The sequence below is a fragment of the Acinetobacter variabilis genome (genome assembly GCF_000369625.1).
GTDB classification, from domain to species: Bacteria; Pseudomonadota; Gammaproteobacteria; order Pseudomonadales; family Moraxellaceae; genus Acinetobacter; species Acinetobacter variabilis.
Genome location: NZ_KB850112.1, coordinates 441325 through 458383 on the forward strand (window position 1 = coordinate 441325; position 17059 = coordinate 458383).

The 17059-nt window shown below is 42.7% G+C and carries 15 protein-coding genes; 8 read left to right on the forward strand and 7 right to left on the reverse strand.

Features of this window, described 5'->3' with window-relative positions; translation table 11 throughout:
- Positions 1-51 precede the first annotated feature (51 nt).
- Together F897_RS04620 and F897_RS04625 are read right to left on the reverse strand one after the other, a co-directional pair.
- Positions 52-1062, reverse strand: coding sequence for an esterase/lipase family protein (locus F897_RS04620; protein ID WP_005233637.1), 1011 nt, complete (start codon positions 1060-1062; stop codon positions 52-54).
- Positions 1063-1569: 507 nt separating this feature from the next.
- Complete coding sequence (locus F897_RS04625) at positions 1570-2598, reverse strand: lipase secretion chaperone (protein WP_005233638.1); 1029 nt, start codon at positions 2596-2598, stop codon at positions 1570-1572.
- 153 nt (positions 2599-2751) lie between these two features.
- Here F897_RS04625 and truB point away from each other — a divergent pair, with 153 nt between their 5' ends.
- From truB to F897_RS04640, 3 genes are all read left to right on the forward strand, one after another.
- A complete protein-coding gene (gene truB, locus F897_RS04630) occupies positions 2752-3657 on the forward strand; it encodes a tRNA pseudouridine(55) synthase TruB (protein WP_005233640.1) in 906 nt (301 codons plus the stop codon).
- Positions 3658-3672: 15 nt separating this feature from the next.
- Positions 3673-4440: a sulfite exporter TauE/SafE family protein gene (locus tag F897_RS04635; protein WP_005233641.1), complete on the forward strand. Its 768-nt coding sequence runs from the start codon at positions 3673-3675 to the stop codon at positions 4438-4440.
- A 127-nt stretch (positions 4441-4567) separates the two neighbouring features.
- Positions 4568-5035, forward strand: coding sequence for a hemerythrin domain-containing protein (locus F897_RS04640; RefSeq protein ID WP_005233643.1), 468 nt, complete (start codon positions 4568-4570; stop codon positions 5033-5035).
- Between the two features lie 61 nt (positions 5036-5096).
- Here F897_RS04640 and F897_RS04645 read toward each other — a convergent pair whose 3' ends face one another.
- The gene (locus F897_RS04645; RefSeq protein ID WP_005233645.1) at positions 5097-5981 is read right to left on the reverse strand and encodes an EamA family transporter; all 885 of its coding nucleotides are present in this window, start codon (positions 5979-5981) and stop codon (positions 5097-5099) included.
- 332 nt (positions 5982-6313) lie between these two features.
- Between F897_RS04645 and F897_RS04650 the strand changes: the two genes are divergently transcribed.
- Entirely contained in the window at positions 6314-7462 is a 1149-nt protein-coding gene (locus tag F897_RS04650) for a hypothetical protein (RefSeq protein WP_005233647.1), read from the forward strand.
- Between the two features lie 46 nt (positions 7463-7508).
- Here the strand turns inward: F897_RS04650 and F897_RS04655 are convergent, their stop codons facing one another.
- Together F897_RS04655 and serA are read right to left on the reverse strand one after the other, a co-directional pair.
- The gene (locus tag F897_RS04655) at positions 7509-8375 is read right to left on the reverse strand and encodes an EamA family transporter (RefSeq protein ID WP_005233648.1); all 867 of its coding nucleotides are present in this window, start codon (positions 8373-8375) and stop codon (positions 7509-7511) included.
- Between the two features lie 126 nt (positions 8376-8501).
- On the reverse strand, positions 8502-9734 hold the full coding sequence (gene serA, locus F897_RS04660) for a phosphoglycerate dehydrogenase (protein WP_005233651.1): 1233 nt from the start codon (positions 9732-9734) through the stop codon (positions 8502-8504).
- 354 nt (positions 9735-10088) lie between these two features.
- On the opposite strand from serA, the gene F897_RS04665 reads away from it, so the two are divergent.
- The 4 genes from F897_RS04665 to craA all read left to right on the forward strand — a co-directional run bounded on the left by F897_RS04665 (position 10089) and on the right by craA (position 14169).
- Positions 10089-11498 carry an FAD-binding oxidoreductase gene (locus tag F897_RS04665; protein WP_005233654.1) on the forward strand — a complete coding sequence of 470 codons (1410 nt, stop codon included), beginning with the start codon at positions 10089-10091 and terminating at the stop codon, positions 11496-11498.
- 142 nt (positions 11499-11640) lie between these two features.
- Entirely contained in the window at positions 11641-12018 is a 378-nt protein-coding gene (locus F897_RS04670) for a hypothetical protein (protein WP_005233655.1), read from the forward strand.
- 79 nt (positions 12019-12097) lie between these two features.
- Positions 12098-12673: a hypothetical protein gene (locus F897_RS04675; protein ID WP_005233657.1), complete on the forward strand. Its 576-nt coding sequence runs from the start codon at positions 12098-12100 to the stop codon at positions 12671-12673.
- A gap of 266 nt (positions 12674-12939) precedes the next feature.
- Complete coding sequence (gene craA / locus F897_RS04680; RefSeq protein WP_004787036.1) at positions 12940-14169, forward strand: chloramphenicol efflux MFS transporter CraA; 1230 nt, start codon at positions 12940-12942, stop codon at positions 14167-14169.
- A 211-nt stretch (positions 14170-14380) separates the two neighbouring features.
- Here craA and F897_RS04685 read toward each other — a convergent pair whose 3' ends face one another.
- Both F897_RS04685 and yccS read right to left on the reverse strand, forming a co-directional pair.
- Positions 14381-14677: a DUF3817 domain-containing protein gene (locus tag F897_RS04685; RefSeq protein ID WP_005233661.1), complete on the reverse strand. Its 297-nt coding sequence runs from the start codon at positions 14675-14677 to the stop codon at positions 14381-14383.
- Between the two features lie 126 nt (positions 14678-14803).
- Positions 14804-16969, reverse strand: a complete 2166-nt coding sequence (gene yccS, locus F897_RS04690) for a YccS family putative transporter (protein ID WP_034580638.1) — start codon at positions 16967-16969, stop codon at positions 14804-14806.
- Between the last annotated feature and the right edge of the window lie 90 nt (positions 16970-17059).

Below are 17059 nucleotides of genomic sequence, written 5' to 3' on the forward strand. Positions count from 1 at the left end.
GTGAAAATAACGAAAAAGCCCTTATATCTGCAGATATAAGGGCGATGAAAATTAGAGATTCTGAAGTTTTAAACGATTGGCATGTTGACGGTAGATCGCCACCGGATCTGAAGCAAACAGGCCTTTAAGACCAAACATCATATTGGCCAGATCTGTATGGTTCAGCTTGTACTGGTCATTAATCACTTTACCAATGAATGCACTACAACGGGCGACCATGCCATCATTGTCTTTATTGCCATAAGATAGAGGGCCAAGCTGCATCAGGATAGTATCGATGTCCAGTGCATTGGTCGCTTGAGCCACACCGGTCCAAGAATAATAATAGATACCGTTACGGTCTTTTGGTTTCAGATTTTTATTACAGTTTTCTGTGGAGGCTAAGACACCATCCTGCACCATCTGTTTGGCCACGCTAGCATTAAAAGAGCTAGAGCCAGTTTGGGTCAGGGATTTCATGGATGCATCGAAATCAATTTCCAGTTCGGGTTTGAACTGCCCCAGTGTAATGAGCGGTCCAATAATATAATCACCGAGAATATTGAAAGCAGTACGGGTGAGGGTATTGTTCTGAATATCGTCGGCCACTTTAGAGCCATGATAGGTGCCTGCGACCCCTGTAATGGATGCAATCTGCTGCGGTCGAGTTGCTGCTACATAAAGTACTGTCGGCCCTCCATGTGAGTGACCAATAAGATTGATTTTTTCCTTCCCTGTAATTGCCAGCACTTCATCGACCTGATGAATGAGCTGTTCACCACGGTGAGTCGTGGTATTGGCAGGCGACAATTGGGCGGCAAACACGGTCGAGCCATTACGAGCCATATCCGGCAGAATCTGATACCAGTAATCTAAACCAATGGTATCGGTACCTATGCGTTGCCAGCCTAGCCAGCCATGTACCATCAGAATGGGATATTTGGTTTTGGCATAGTCTGATTTGGCTTTTTCAGTGACCTGAATTGCACTTGCTGCCGCCTGGGTTTGTGTGGAAAAGCCAAAACCGAGGCCTGCTGCCAAGGAAAGCGCCAGCATCTGTGTTGTTTTAATAAAAGTACGCATAACCGTTCCTTTGTTCATTTTATTGTTATAAAAAGCAATCATTGCTCGGGAGTATTGATGCGCGTTAAATATTGAAGTTGGATGTCTCGATCGTGCAGACCTAATCTTCAATCACGTGCAAAAATTATTATTTTGAAGCAGAAGCATTTTTTCATGCTGATGAGCCAATTCCATGTCATTTTGGGCCACGCCCGGTGAGCACTTGTGAGCACATAAATTTGAAATTTATATACGTATGTATTTTATTATTAATTCCTTGAAATCTAAGATTGATGAATGTTTAGGCTGAAATAGTTAGAAACAAATAACAATGTTAAAAAAAGTAATCAACCCAAGAAAATCAAGGTTTTCAGAGGAAAATGGCTCTGTTAAACTCTCAAAATAGATGATTGTCGTTACTGTTTTTATATAAGAGATGAGACAAAAAAGAAAGGGAATAAGAGAAGATATTCGACGCCGTTGCAGTACTGTTTAGCTACGGCGTCAATGAGCAATTTTAGCTGAAAATTAATTGGCAAAGGGTAAGGTCCCTCTCTGATCATGGACCTGTTCAAATGTACCTACACGGAGCCGTTCTTCAGGGCGCTGGAAATGTTTCTGACGCAACTGATCAACTGCCTGCTGTTTGGCATTTTCACTCAGGCCACTTTTTAGGATGTTATCCCGCTCGCCCAAGTAACGCATCACACTGGATTTCCAATTCGCACGTTCATCATCAAGTTTTTCCAGACGTTGGGTTGCTTCAGGCCCGACCAGATTCAGTCGCATCTGACGGATTTCTTCCGCAGAACCACCACGCGCTTTAATATCAGCCGTAAGTTTGCGTAGATCTTCCAGTTTATTCAGTTGCTCCAGGTTTTCTTGCCAGTCCTGCGGTAACTGTGCAAACAGTTCTTTTAGTTTCTGGGCTTTTTCTGCTTCGCTCAGTTTTTTATCCGCCATGACTGCCATACGGTCTAAGGTATATTCATGATAGGTATCTTCAGTGCCAAACAGTCCTTCAATTTCATAATCAGAGAAAAAGCGCTTACGCAGATTCTGGGTGCTGGCATAGATACTGCGGTAGTAAGCTGGATCTTCTTGATCCAGACCTACAGGTGAAGTCAGTTCTCCCAAACCTTGACGATACTGGATATAACGGTTCCAAAGATCTAGAACTTGTGAGAGTGCAGGATCCTGATAATTTTGCTGAATATAAGCTTTAAAATCTCGCTGGATTTGTTCGAGGGTTTTTTCCCCGTACTGGGTAATAAAATATTCAAAACAGTTACTGGTCTGTTCATTGACAATCAGGCGATTGCTGACATCCATCTGCATCTGGCAATTAATTTCCGTATCCTGCTGGCTTGGACTCGGGAATATGTTATTTACGGGGCCATTAGCCAGTGCTGCTGCCTGTTGAGCGCTGCTTTCATTGGTGGATTGCGGGCCTGAGACACGTGCCTGTGCTTCATCCCTAGGAGCCAGCCATAGAATCAGGGTAATCAAGCACAATACAATGAGCGCAATCACGATCCATAGTTTATATTTCTGCATATCCTATGCACCTTTATTTTAATTATCGGATTATTTTAAATTTTGCATTCGGCAGGATAGGAGATATTGCACCTTATATGCTGTAGAAAAGTTGTAAATAATTGACAGGGGTTTTACCATTGCGCCAATTTATAAAATGTCTGACTTTTTGCCATGAAATCCTCATCTCCTAAAATTCAGCGTCGTCATATCAGCGGTGTATTTCTATTAAATAAGCCTCTAGGCATCAGCTCGAATGCTGCATTGCAAAAAGTACGCTGGTTATATCGTGCGCAAAAAGCTGGACATACTGGTGCACTAGATCCATTGGCATCCGGTCTTTTACCGATCTGTCTGGGTGAGGCGACCAAGTTTTCGCATTATCTGCTGGATTCAACTAAGCGTTACCAGACTACAGTTTTTCTAGGACATAGCACTACTACAGGTGATGTCGAAGGGGGAGTTCTGCTGGAAAAACCAGTCCCTGAACTGAATGAAGAGTTGATTCAGGAGACAATTGCCAAGTTTGTTGGTGAGATCCAGCAAGTGCCACCGATGTATTCGGCTCTGAAAAAGGAAGGTCGTCCGCTGTACGAGCTGGCGCGTAAGGGCATTGAGATCGAACGTGAAGCACGTCCAATAACCATTTATGCAATTGAGCTTTTATCTTTTACTGAAAATAGTATTACGCTGGATGTGACCTGTTCCAAAGGCACTTATATCCGGGTACTCGGCGAAGATATTGCCAAAGCACTCGGTACCTATGGTCATCTGACGTATCTGCACCGGATTCAAACTGGTCATTTTGACCTTATTCCAAGCTATACCATTGAATATCTGGAAAGCTTGACTGAGGCAGAACGTGAAGCGCTATTACTGCCAGCTTATGCACCGGTACAGCATTTCCCGCAGATTCAGGCTCCGGAAGGTCGTGCAGAATATTTTAGCCGAGGTATGGAAAGTAATATCGATCATCCGGCAGAGCCACAGGTGTTGGTCTTTGATGGTGAGAAATGCTTAGGCCTGGCTGAAATCACGGATAAAAAACGTCTGGTACCCAAACGTGTTCTTAATCTCTAGGCGCGTTGAATAACAATGGACATCGAGATTATCCTGAGTCTGGTGTTTTTTGCCTTTATGGCAGGAGCGATTGACGCTGCCGTCGGTGGTGGCGGTCTGATCCAGATCCCGGCAATTATGGGCAGTCTGCCGCAGTTACAACCTGCTACGGTATTTGGTACCAATAAGCTGGCCTCCATTTTTGGTACAGGCTCGGCTGCATTTTCCTATCTTAGACAGGTCAAACTGCCATGGGTCTTACTTGGTGTAATTGCGCTGTGCAGTTTTATTAGCTCATTTATTGGAGCAGCCAGTGTCACCTTGATTCCGGTGGATATTCTCAAGCCTTTTGTGTTGATCATGCTGATCGTGATTGCAATCTATACATTCATGAAAAAGCAGTTTGGTCGGGTACACGTCGAGCAAAAGCTGAATAAAAAGATGCTGATATTGGCAGCACTAGGCAGTCTGGCCATCGGTTTTTATGACGGAATTTTTGGCCCGGGGACAGGCAGTTTTTTTATCTTTTTCTTTATTCGTTATCTGAGTGTGGATTTCTTGCATGCCTCAGCACTATCGAAAATTGCCAATTTCACTACCAATCTTGCGGCACTGAGTTTCTTTATTCCTACAGGTCATGTGCTATTTCTGGTGGGCGCCATGATGGCGGCTGCTAATATTTGCGGTTCGCTGTTGGGTGTTAAACTGGCCTTTAAATATGGCAGCGGTTTTATCCGGATTCTGTTTCTGATCCTGGTCAGTTTGCTGATTTGCCGTATGACTTATCAGATGTTTTTAGCCTAAAAATAGATGTAAACTATTCTCAATATTAAAGTTTTTTATACAAATTCGCCTTATAAATATTCCTGACCATTTGCCGGTTTCACTCTATGCTGGAGCAAAGGCATGACAAAAACAGGAGAACAATTACATGACCACCATTTTTGAAGCATTAAGGGAAAGTCATGAAATCCAGCGTGATCTGGCAGAAAAATTACTGCAAACTTCGGGGGATTCACCGGAACGTCGTGAGTTGTTCAAGCAGCTGAAGAATGAACTGTTTGCGCATGAAACGGCAGAAGACCGTTACTTTTATATTCCTTTGATGATGACAGATCCCGGCTTGAATATTACCCGTCACGCCTTGGCAGAACATCATGAAATGGATGAAATGATTGAGGAACTGACTGAAACTGAATTTAGTAGCCCTAGCTGGATTGCAATTGCCAAGAGACTCTCAGATAAGGTTCATCATCATTTGAAAGAAGAAGAGCATGCTTTCTTCCAGCAGGCTGGGAAAATTCTGGGAGATGAACAAAAACAGGCTTTAGCGGATCAGTACAAAACTGAATATCAGCGTTATAAAGAAATGAAAAAAGACATGCTGGTTAAAAGCTAATATTGAAATTCAAATTTTCATGATAAAAAAGATGGCCAGAGTGCCATCTTTTTTTATTTATTCAGCTTTCTATTTTCCGGGTTTTATATTGCTGCCGTGCTTCCCGCATAGTCACGCCAACTGAAGCCAGCATAATACAAACCAGTGCGACCGTTTGAAGTAGCGTAATTTTTTCACCCAGCAAGATAAAACCTACTAGTGCTGCCAGAGCTGGAGAAAGACTGGAAAGCGTGCCGTAACTGGTTTTATTCAAGTGCTGGAGCGCTTTTAAATCCAGTGCATAAGGAATGGCGGTTGCCAGTACTGCAATGGTAATGGCCTTGCCCCAATATTGAGTATCAATCAAAGCAGAGGCGTTGTTATATAGTCCGATTGGTAGCAAACACAGGGCTGAAATACTGATGGCAATCGTCAGTGCATGCATTCCGATATTTTGTTGTACCACGCGTTGCCCAAAATAGATATATAGGGCCCAGCAGAGGCCAGCTCCTAGGGCACACGCTGCACCAAGCAGGTCAAAGTTACTGCGATTGGCTTCCCCCCATGGCACCATCAGCACAATGCCTGAAATTGCCAATAACACCCAGCCATAATCCTTGCGGTTCTGAATCGAAATTAAGGCCAAACCTAGTGGGCCAATAAATTCTAGTCCGACTGCAATTCCTTGCGGGAGTTTCCCGAGCGACATATAGAACAGAATATTCATCACGCCCAGAGAAGCACTATAGCAGAGCAGATCCCGCCATTTCAGGAATTGTAAACGTCGAATAACTTTCCAGGAACGGAACATGACACAGACAATAATGGCGGCAAAGCAGAGTCTTAAAATAGTGACGGTGATCGGGTCAAGCACCAGAAAAAGTTGCTTGGCGAAGGATGCACTGATCTGGTATGAAGTCATGGAGAGAACCATGTACAACACAGCAAGAAGTTGGAGGTTTGGCATGGGAGAAACTACTTATACCAGAAGGGTATAATCGAGATACAGAAGAAAGCGGAAGTATATCAAACTGGTTAATTTTTGATGAGTAGTGCAGAAGAATATTTTGTGAATGCGAAGCGGATTTTGGATCAGTGAATTTGAATTTTTGATTTCGTCCCCCACCGAAAAAATTAAATTCATAATGAATTATTGATGAGATTGTGGTTACAAATTAATCAATTTTTAATTTGATCTTAATTTTATATTTATTAAAATGGCTTAGACCTCATGGTTTGGGTCAACTTTAAAATAACAATGAAAAATAAAACGATGAAAAAATAATAAGGTAGATAATAATGAAATTAAGATTACTCTCTTGTGCTGTCTTGAGCCTTATGCTGACTGCGTGTGGTGGCTCTGATTCTGATAATAACGAGCCAGTCGCAGGTCAACCCACCCCAACCAATCCTGGTAATCCGAGCAATCCTGGAACTCCAGATAATGGTGATGGAACATCAGATATAATTTCTGAATTCTATACCTATCAGTTCAACCTGCCGAATATTGATGCTTCAGATATGGAGTCGGAAAAGCTTCTATTGGCCAGTCATAAAAATAAAATTACTGACGGCATCTTGTATGCAGATGATAACCGGGCTGTTGATACTGAATATGATCTTGATGAAGACATGACTTTCCCAGTTTATGTTACAGAGAAAGGCGTATTCCCTGCAGATCGTGCCCGTACAGCATTAGGTTATAAACTGGAAAAAGTACTGGAAAATACTTCTGAACAATTTACTAGTCGTCCCGTCACTATTCCGGAAAATAACATCAGCAATCATCGACACCTGGAGTGGTACGACCTGTCAGGTAAAGCCTTAACTGAACGTACCAATATTGCTATCGTGAAGATGTATGACGATACCGAAACCAGAGTTTTCTTTAATACTGATACTACCGATGCTGAACGTAAATATTATAATCAGTTTGCTACCAATTTTGTCGGTTTGCAGAAGGCGCGTACTTTCCCGAACGGATCTAAATGTTTCCGTATTCTGGCAGAACATCCTGAGGAAGAATTTATTGAATTTGATCCGGATATCAAAACTGGCTATCGTACACTGGCTGAATGGCAGACAGGCGAGTCTGTTCAAGAGATGGCGAAAACCATTTTAGATGGTACGATGGCTAACCTGAAATTTAAAAAGGCCGAATATAAAGACGATGCGCAGCAATATTACAAATACTTTGGGGCGATCGAATATCAGGGTGAAATTTATTCCAGTACTTTCTCGGAACATGGGGAGCATATTGATCATGCCGATTATATTGCTCAGGCAAGAAAAGCTGCCTTGGATAACTTAAGGGAAGAGGGTGCAACTCCTCTAATGCTCAAATGGACAGATTACCTGTATGACCATCTTGCTTCGGCATGTGAAGGCTATAATGTGACAGCAGCTACTGCATTAAATACAGCTATTAAAGATGCAGCGCCACGCTAAAATTAAATCAATCATCTTAAAAAAGGCGCTTGAGCGCCTTTTTTATTTAATGCTTTCTTCTTTGTGTGGTCACCGTACAGCCAATCGACGCACTGATAATAGTGGCCAGTGCCAGCCATTGCGTCCAAAATAAAGTCTCGCCTAAGAATACGAAACCGGAGAGTGCTGCAACCGCAGGTTCCAGGCTCATTAGAGTGCCAAAACTCAAAGCAGTTAAATTACGCAGTGCAATCATTTCCAAAGTAAAGGGTAAGGCACTAGCAAGAGCAGCCAAAATAACAAAATACATGAGGCTACTTGGTTCAAACACATGAGCAGGCATTCCCGCGAACAGGGCAATCGGCATCAGCACTAGCATGCCCACAAACATGCCCAGACACACGGTATGATTCCCTGATACACCAGAAGGTTTTTGTCCGGCCACGATATATAGTGCCCAACAGGAACCCGCGCCTAAGGCTAACAGGATGCCAATCGGGTCAAGCGGCTGTGCAGTCTGATCAAAGGGAAACAACAGCACCAGCCCCAGAATTGCCAGTCCGACCCAGATAAAATCAAACTTCTGCCGGGCATGAAAAAGCGCAACACTTAAGGGCCCAATAAATTCAAAAGAAACTGCAATACCAAGTGGCAGGCGATCAATCGCCAGATAAAACAGCATATTCATGCCAGCTAATGCCAAGCCATAGCTGATAATGGCTGGCCATTTGACCTGACGGAAATTGATCTGCCAGACTTTAAAAATGAGTGCCAGAATTAATGCACCAAGAAGTAGGCGCATTGTGGAAACAGTCAAGATCGGGAACTGGCCAAACAGATATTTGGCAAAGGAGCCGCTGCTCTGCATGCTGATCATCGCGATCAGCAGAATCAGCGGCGCTTGCACCATAGGTGCAATTTTAAGATTTGGCATGACTAAATTTGTTTCGATTTCTCGAAGAGCGGAAGAGCAGCATCAGCTGAGTAGGCTTAAAAATAAAAACCTTTAAGCAATAAAAAAAACCACAGCCCGAAGACTGTGGCTTTTTAAAAACCTGAATTAGAACAATACGCGAACGCGAATTGTACCTTCAAGGTTGTGTAGAGTATCGAGTGCTTCTTGAGAGGCAGTTGCGTCTACATCCATCACCAGGTAACCCACATCGCCTTTGGTCATTAAAGTCTGACCAGAGATGTTGATGCCGTGTTCAGCAAACAGATTGTTGATCTTAGACAACACACCCGGAATGTTTTTGTGGATGTGAAGCAGACGGTGTTTACCTTCAGTTAATGGAAGCGCGATTTCTGGGAAGTTCACCGCAGAAAGCGTCATACCTTTATCTGAATAAGCCACAAATTTCTCAGCAACTTCCAGACCGATGTTCGCCTGAGCTTCCATGGTAGAACCGCCCACGTGTGGAGTCAGGATCACATTTGGAATGTTGCGTAGTGGAGAAACGAATTCTTCGCCATTTGCTTTAGGCTCTTTCGGGAATACGTCAACCGCAGCACCTGCAAGGTGGCCAGATTTCAACGCTTCAGCCAGATCTTCGATCACAACACATGTACCACGTGCCGCATTGATGAAGATTGAACCTTCTTTCATTTGCGCGAATTGTTCTTTGGTCATGAAGTTACGTGTAGACGGAACATCAGGAACGTGAATAGAAACAACATCGGCATTTGCAAGAAGTTCGCCCATTGTGCCGACCTGACGTGCATTACCGAGTGGTAATTTAGTCACTGTGTCGAAATAGATCACTTTCATACCCAGGCTTTCAGCAAGGACAGAAAGTTGTGAACCAATTGAACCGTAACCAACGATACCTAAAGTCTTACCACGAGTTTCAAACGAACCTACAGCAGATTTGTTCCAGCCGCCTGCATGTGTATCTGTAGATTTTTCAGGTACACGGCGAAGCAAAAGAATCGCTTCAGCAAGTACAAGTTCAGCAACCGAACGTGTATTTGAATATGGTGCGTTGAATACCGGAATACCGCGACGCATTGCTGCATCCAGATTCACTTGGTTGGTACCGATACAGAAACAACCTACCGCGATCAGTTTGTTCGCAGCTTCAAACACTTCTTCAGTGAGCTGAGTACGGGAACGGATACCAATGAAGTGTGCATCTTTAATCGCTTCTTTCAGTGCTTCACCCTCAAGCGCTGTTTTGCGATAGTCGATATTGGTATATCCAGCTGCATTCAATGTGTCGATTGCGTTCTGGTGAACACCTTCTAACAATAGAAAACGGATTTTATCTTTAGGTAGAGATAGATGTTGGCTCATTACGGCTCCGCTACAAAGGCCAAATTTAGTCGCCGTATAATAGCACAGGAATGGAGCGGTTATACATTTCCTTGATGACTACAATATCAGCTATTTTTGCAAGTGATAGTAGTGAAAATGATAGAACTGGTTGAATTAAACTATCATTTTCAAAGGTATATTATCAAAATTGTCATTTTTTAAGGGAAAGCCCCAAAAATAGCTTATAATACTGCGCCATGCTGTTTAAGCTGCCAGTTTTGGTGCTTTAATTATCATGTTTCGCCTGCTTTGTATACAGGTTTTAATGCCTGAAAAATATACGAATAAACCGGCGAGGTCTCTCTTGTTTAATTCATGCTAGGTCTGCAAACGATGAATGCTCCAGTCGCTTTAACCCCAGAGTTATTGACCCAATTGACTGCAATTGTGGGTGAAAACCGTATTAAAACTGATGCGGACAGCCTCCAGAATTGGGGTCGTGATCATACCAAACACTTTGATCCAAACCCATCGGTCATCGTTTTCCCATCTTCGACTGAACAGGTTCAAGCAATTGTGAAGCTTGCCAATCAGTTCAATGTTGCAGTGACTCCATCAGGTGGTCGTACAGGTCTATCTGCAGGCGCTGTCGCTGCGAATGGCGAGATTGTGGTAAGCATGGACAAGATGAACCAGATTCTGGAATTCTTCCCGGCTGACCGTATGGTACGCATACAGGCCGGTGTAGTGACTGAACAGCTGCAAAACTATGCTGAAGAGCAGGGCATGTATTACCCGGTAGATTTTGCCTCTTCTGGTTCAAGCCAGATCGGTGGAAACATCGGGACCAATGCTGGTGGGATTAAAGTGATCAAATACGGCATGACCCGTAACTGGGTGCTAGGCCTGACTGTGGTGACTGGTAAAGGTGATGTGCTGCGTCTGAACAAGGGCATGATCAAGAACGCAACGGGTTATGCACTACAGCACCTGTTCATCGGTGGTGAAGGTACTTTAGGTTTAGTCACTGAAGCAGAAATCAAACTTGAGCGTCAGCCACAAGACCTGCAAGTGCTGGTACTGGGCGTACCTGATTTTGATGCGATCATGCCAGTGTTACATGCATTCCAGGTAAAAATCGACCTGACTGCATTCGAGTTCTTCGGTGAGCTGGCGATGCAAAAAGTACTGGCCAATGGTCACGTACAGCGTCCATTTGAAACTGAATGTCCATTCTATGTATTGCTTGAATTTGAAGCACCGTTTGAGCCAATTATGAACAAGGCGATGGAAATCTTCGAGCACTGTATGGAACAGGGTTGGGTGCTGGATGGCGTGATGAGCCAAACTCTTGAGCAAGTACATAGCTTATGGCGTCTGCGTGAAGACATCTCTGAGTCAATTGCTCCATTCATTCCATACAAAAATGACATCTCTGTATTGATCACTCACGTACCGGCGTTCATTAAAGAAATCGATGCGATCGTGAATGAAAACTACCCAGACTTCGAAATCTGCTGGTTCGGTCATATCGGTGACGGTAACCTGCACTTGAACATCCTGAAACCGGCTGACCTGACCAAAGATGAATTCTTTGCGAAATGCCAAGTCGTGAACAAGTACGTATTTGATACCGTGAAAAAATATGACGGTTCAATTTCTGCGGAACATGGTGTGGGTATGACCAAGAAACCTTATCTTGAATACACCCGTTCAGCTGAAGAAATCGAATACATGAAAGCCTTGAAAAAGGTGTTCGATCCAAATGGCATTATGAACCCAGGCAAACTATTCGATCTTTAATCAGAATAGATTTACAAAAGCGCATCGAAAGGTGCGCTTTTTTTATTGCTCTGTAACTGGACTTACAGAGTCTAAATAGCGTTAAGCTGAAAAGCCCGGCATGATAATTTCTGCATAATAAAGATAATCTGGGTTAAACAATATGTTACGGTTATTGGCGGTTACAATTTTAGGTCTGGGTGTGATGACATCAGGTTGTACAACCACCCAGAAAGTGATTGCAAAAGTGCAGTCTTCTTCAGATACACCTTTGGATCAGGTGCTTAAAATGAGGCCTGACCTGCGTGAAGAACTGGCAACAGTCGAGATACGTCAGTTCTTTAATCGTGTTGAGTCACCGACGGTTGGACAGGTAAAAGTGACTGAAACAGGTTTGATGGATTATTCGGTGAGATCGATTCAGACTATTTATCATTTCAGAAAAGAAGAGAAAAACTGGAAAATGCACAATACTGAAAAGCTCTATCAATGTGTACGTGGTTCAAATACCAAAACTTTCCAGAAAGCAGTCTGTCCATAATAATGTTTGATCTTTAAACAAAACTTCGTTAAAAGCGTATCTTATTGATGCGCTTTTTTGTTTTAGAAAAGAGGAATTAATGGACTCAAATATATTAGCCGCCACAATTGGTGTTATTGGGGGATTTTTAGCTTCACTTTCACTATTCTACTTAAATAGGTTTCATACTAACTACGATAAAATAAAATCAGAAAAAATCCTACGAGAAAAATTATTGTATCGTGAGAAAGATAATGAACTAGAGGCAGATAAAATTTTTATTTTTTCTTTACCCGCTCTGAAAAGAGAAGTCTATTTAAACTGTCATGTTAATTGGGATAGTGGCATCACGCTCAATATAATGAAAGGTAATGAAGATTTAATATGGTTCTTAGGATTCTGTTGGTTAAGTTTGGTAAGGTTTTTTCCTCAAGATCATTTTTCAGCAGAAGGGCATATTGATTATATTGATAAACTTATTACGGATAGGGCTAACTATCATTACTCTAGATTGGACTGTAGTGACCAATTAAAAAGTGGGAGTATTTCAAAAATAACTTTAGGATATTCGATAGCAAAAGATATTGATCAACTGATTATAGAGTTAGTAGAACAACTTCTTCCTTTTGAAGATTCTAGAAAAGAAAAATGGTTTCAAGACTGGAATACTGTATAATTTACTTAATTATCATAAGAATATAAATATATAATCTTTATTGAATTAACTTGGAAGAGCTATAAATTCTTTTAATTTTTAGTTTTTCACTCGTGCTTATGAACCGGATGATTTGAGGTTAATTCAGAAAGAGAAAAATATAATATTTTGATTAGACCCTTCAAAAAGAGAACGGATTTAAAAATAGTACTCTGCTAAAATTCCTGCTTTCTATTTTAGATAAAGCTCATTCTGCTTCATCCGGCAGACTGACAATAAAAACTCCCATGCAAAATATCCAGACCCAAAAACTGACCCGTGCCACACTCATGTTCCCGCTGGCACTGGTGCTGTTTGAATTCTCCGTCTATATCTGTAATGACCTGATCCAGCCGGCCATGTTGGCCATTACCCGTGATTTTGGTGTAAGCAGCTCCTGGGCACCATCTTCCATGTCCTTTTTCCTGTTGGGTGGAGCATTTGTTGCCGCAATTTTAGGACCCTTATCGGACCGTTTAGGCCGTAAAAAAGTCCTGCTCGGTGGCGTGGCATTTTTTGTAATCTGCTGTCTGGCGATTTTACTCACACCGAATATTCAAAGCTTTCTGTTCCTGCGCTTTTTACAGGGTTTCGGACTATCCTTTATTGCTGCTGTGGGGTATGCCGCGATTCAGGAAAGTTTTGAAGAACGCGATGCCATTAAAGTCATGGCACTCATGGCCAATGTCTCCTTGCTGGCACCACTTTTAGGGCCAGTGGTCGGTGCCTTTATGATTGATCATGTCTCATGGCATTGGGGCTTTATTGGCATTGCCTGTCTGGCATTTCTGAGCTGGTTTGGACTAAAAGCGAAGATGCCGAATCCGAATATCAGTATTCCCAAACAGCCACTCAGCTATATTATCGATGACTTTAAGCAGGTCCTGAAAAATAAGCGTTTCGTGATCATGACCATGGCATTGCCGTTGGTAAGCTTGCCATTGATGCTATGGATTGCATTATCTCCCGTGATTCTGGTTGAAGAACTAGGCTTGAGCAGCATGCAATATGGCTTGGCTCAGTTTCCGGTATTGGGTGGCCTGATTCTGGGCAATATCATTCTGCTAAAAATTATCGACAAGATGCCGCTCGGTAAAACAGTAATGCTGGGTGTGCCATTGATGCTGTTCGGAACCATTTTGTTGTTAGTGGGAATGTTGATTCCAGACTATTTTCTGCATTGTCTGATTATCGGTACCACTTGCATCAGTCTGGGTGAAGGGATCAGCTTCTCAGTATTGTACCGTTTTGCGCTGATGTCATCTGAAGTGTCTAAAGGCACGGTTGCGGCAACGGTATCTATCTTGATGATGCTGAGTTTCTTTATCGTGATTGAAGTGGTCAGAATTGCTTATGAAGTTTTTGATCTCTGGGCTTATTGCGGTGCCTCGTTTATTTTAATTGCACTCTGGTTTAGCTTGCCACGTATGCAGCTAAAACAGGTGATGCTGGAAAGAAAAGGGCGAGGGGAGTTTTAGAAGAATTCCTTCCTTTTAAATGTTTAATCGAATGAAGCTATTTACTTTATATGCCTCAAATAAATGTATTGAAGGTTCTCTCCCTATGGGAGAGAGTTAGAGAGAGGGAAATATTAATAAAATAACCTCACCCTTGCGCAGCAGTGCTGCTTATCTCCTAAAAGGAGAGGGAACGTCCATGATGGATCTAATAATGATTAGAATCCAAAAGTTAAGCTTCAGCCGGCTGCTCCAACTTCTTTAATTTCATATCAAAGATAAATGGCCCAAATGGCAGAATCGAAGCGATCAAGCCCAGAATAAACATACTCAGAGACCATTTCTGTTTTTCACAGACCGAAAATAACACCACTAGAAAAAGCACGAAAAGAACGCCATGACCCATGCCGATATATTTCACCAGAATCGGGTTATCCATCATGTACTTGACCGGCATGGCAATAAATAACAGCAGCAGAAATGAAATACCTTCAAGCAGTCCAACCAGACGTAAAGTTTTAATATTCACGCGCACTCACTTTTCTATATTCTATTCAATCAGGCTTGAGTGTACCCAATCTGCCGATTTAAGCAAAAGAAATTTATAGAATAAAATGAATTATTTTAGATACTTATATCCTAGTAATCTGCTTGGTTATTTGATTTCAACTGCCAGTAACTGCTGCCTTAAAGAGAGTAATTCTGGCAAGGTTTCCAGTAACAGACTGATCTGTTTAAGTACTAGCAGCAGGTGGGTGGAAATATGTTCCTGCTGACTCAGCTGCCGGATTTCTGACAATTGGCCTTGAATGTCCTGCTGCGGTACATTTTCAGGATTTGACAGGGCATTAGTTAAAGTCTGCTGACAGGCAGAAAGCAGTTGCAGAATCTGCGGATCAGATACTTGTTCACGATGGCTACCCAATGCGGAAATATAACTGAGCTGACTGTGACTATAAACCAGATAGCGAAAGGCATTGCGAATCAGCACCGGATCGGGATTCGGTTCGGTACTCAGACTGGAAATCATATTGGAAAGGTCAATTTGGGCATTGTGGGCCAAACGACGTGCTGTCCGATAAGCAATGCTGTTATTTTTGCCATACTGATATTGCTCCAGAATAGCCAGTAAATAGTTCAGCGTCGCTTGGGAAGACTTTTTAATATTGCTGGAAATATTCCGGAAATTCCAGTCAGGCCAGATACAACTGACCGCCAGCCAGGCAATCAGACAACCAATCAGGGTATCGATAATGCGTGGCAGAATGACTGCATAGCCAGCGCCTTTCAGATTGAAAATCAGCAGTACCACCAAGGTTGCCATCAATGTGGCCATGGCATATTTCTTGGAACGCAAATAGAAAAAACCGACACCGAAAATCACAGTAAGCAGCAACTGGCCTTCAATACTTGGTACAAAATACAGGATCGGGATGCCTAAAATGACGCCGAGTAATGTACCTAAAGTCCGCAGTTTTAACCGACTTTTAGTGGCGAAATAACTGATCTGACACACAAATAAACTGGTCAGCAATATCCAGTAGCCATTTTTGGCAAAGGGCAATAGGGAAATGGCATAGCCAACCAGAAAGACCAAAGCGATCCGCACCGCATGACGAAACAGCGCCGATTGTGGTCCCAAATGGGGTTTTAATTTCAGCCAGAAATCCGCGGGTCCACGCAGATCATCATCAAACAGGCTGGAATCATCAAAATGCTTTGGATAATCCGGACGGTAAATGGCCTGTCCATCCTGCAAATGTTGCAGCTGTTCATGCACACTCAGCAGATTGCTCAGAATGAGCTGTAAGTTTTTTACCTCAATATTCTGTGGATGCTGAGCAATCCAGTCCTGCATGGAAGCTTCTAATGCTTTGAGTGCCAGCTGATGCTGTTCAGGAAGCTGATAAGTTTCATTACGCAATACGCAAGCAGCCAATTGCTGGCAAGCAAGTGCCTGTAAATGGATATTTTTCTGAATGCGAAAAATCAGGTCGGTACGGCTAAAATGCTGGTGAATCTGCTCATAATGCAGATAGTTGGCAGTCGCCTGCTCATGGATATCCTGAGTCAGAAAATAAAGATTCAGCCAGTAAATGGTCTTGTGATTCGGACGTGAGGCTTTGAGTCGGGTCAGTAAAGAATCTTTGGTGCGGTTAAAGCTTTCAATGACTTGGGTATTTTTTAAGGAAAGCTCGTAGAGCAGCGGCTCGACATTATTCTGATTATCGGGATCAAATAATTTGGCTTTAGTCGATAGCAGCTCCGCCATCTGTTGCAGATTGATGGACAAATTTTCCTGAACCTGCAAGGTGGGGCGAATCAGGTAAAACAGAATAGAAGTCAGGCCATACCACAGCACCCCAACTATAAAATACAGCGGCTGTTCGTACCAGTGCGCATATTCTCCCAAGCCAAACATGGTGTAAATGGACAGCAATACAGTGCCAAAAGAAATGGTGGCATAGCGCTGTCCCAAAGCACCCATCAAGATAAATACAGCACTAGAAAGTGATAACCAGAGCGAAAACCAGATTTTATAGGGATGCAGAAATTCCAGCATGCTACTGACTGCAAAAAACAGCAGCATGACCAGCCCCAGATTGCGTAGCCTTAAACTTAAACGGTCATCAAAATCGGTCAGGGCAGTGGCAATTGCTCCTAAAGTGACCGGAACAATCAAGGTCTCATAGCCGAGAAGTTTTAGACCAAAAGTCGTCCCTGAAAGCACAATAAACATCTGCAAACAGTAAGTCATCAAGGCACTGGACTGAAAAGGCAACAGGGCTTTTTTAAGTATGTGATGAAGAGGATGTAACATGGAATCTGAGCTATTCACAAGAATATGATCCGTGGTATTTGACTGCCGGTTTTAAATGCAATTTAAGCGCCAATTTCAGAAGAAATGTCT

Coding starts and splice junctions, on each gene's coding strand:
- F897_RS04620 (WP_005233637.1), bottom strand. CDS start 1,062: ATGCGTACTTTTATTAAAACAACACAGATGCTGGCGCTTTCCTTGGCA.
- F897_RS04625 (WP_005233638.1), bottom strand. CDS start 2,598: ATGCAGAAATATAAACTATGGATCGTGATTGCGCTCATTGTATTGTGC.
- truB (WP_005233640.1), top strand. CDS start 2,752: ATGAAATCCTCATCTCCTAAAATTCAGCGTCGTCATATCAGCGGTGTA.
- F897_RS04635 (WP_005233641.1), top strand. CDS start 3,673: ATGGACATCGAGATTATCCTGAGTCTGGTGTTTTTTGCCTTTATGGCA.
- F897_RS04640 (WP_005233643.1), top strand. CDS start 4,568: ATGACCACCATTTTTGAAGCATTAAGGGAAAGTCATGAAATCCAGCGT.
- F897_RS04645 (WP_005233645.1), bottom strand. CDS start 5,981: ATGCCAAACCTCCAACTTCTTGCTGTGTTGTACATGGTTCTCTCCATG.
- F897_RS04650 (WP_005233647.1), top strand. CDS start 6,314: ATGAAATTAAGATTACTCTCTTGTGCTGTCTTGAGCCTTATGCTGACT.
- F897_RS04655 (WP_005233648.1), bottom strand. CDS start 8,375: ATGCCAAATCTTAAAATTGCACCTATGGTGCAAGCGCCGCTGATTCTG.
- serA (WP_005233651.1), bottom strand. CDS start 9,734: ATGAGCCAACATCTATCTCTACCTAAAGATAAAATCCGTTTTCTATTG.
- F897_RS04665 (WP_005233654.1), top strand. CDS start 10,089: ATGAATGCTCCAGTCGCTTTAACCCCAGAGTTATTGACCCAATTGACT.
- F897_RS04670 (WP_005233655.1), top strand. CDS start 11,641: ATGTTACGGTTATTGGCGGTTACAATTTTAGGTCTGGGTGTGATGACA.
- F897_RS04675 (WP_005233657.1), top strand. CDS start 12,098: ATGGACTCAAATATATTAGCCGCCACAATTGGTGTTATTGGGGGATTT.
- craA (WP_004787036.1), top strand. CDS start 12,940: ATGCAAAATATCCAGACCCAAAAACTGACCCGTGCCACACTCATGTTC.
- yccS (WP_034580638.1), bottom strand. CDS start 16,969: ATGTTACATCCTCTTCATCACATACTTAAAAAAGCCCTGTTGCCTTTT.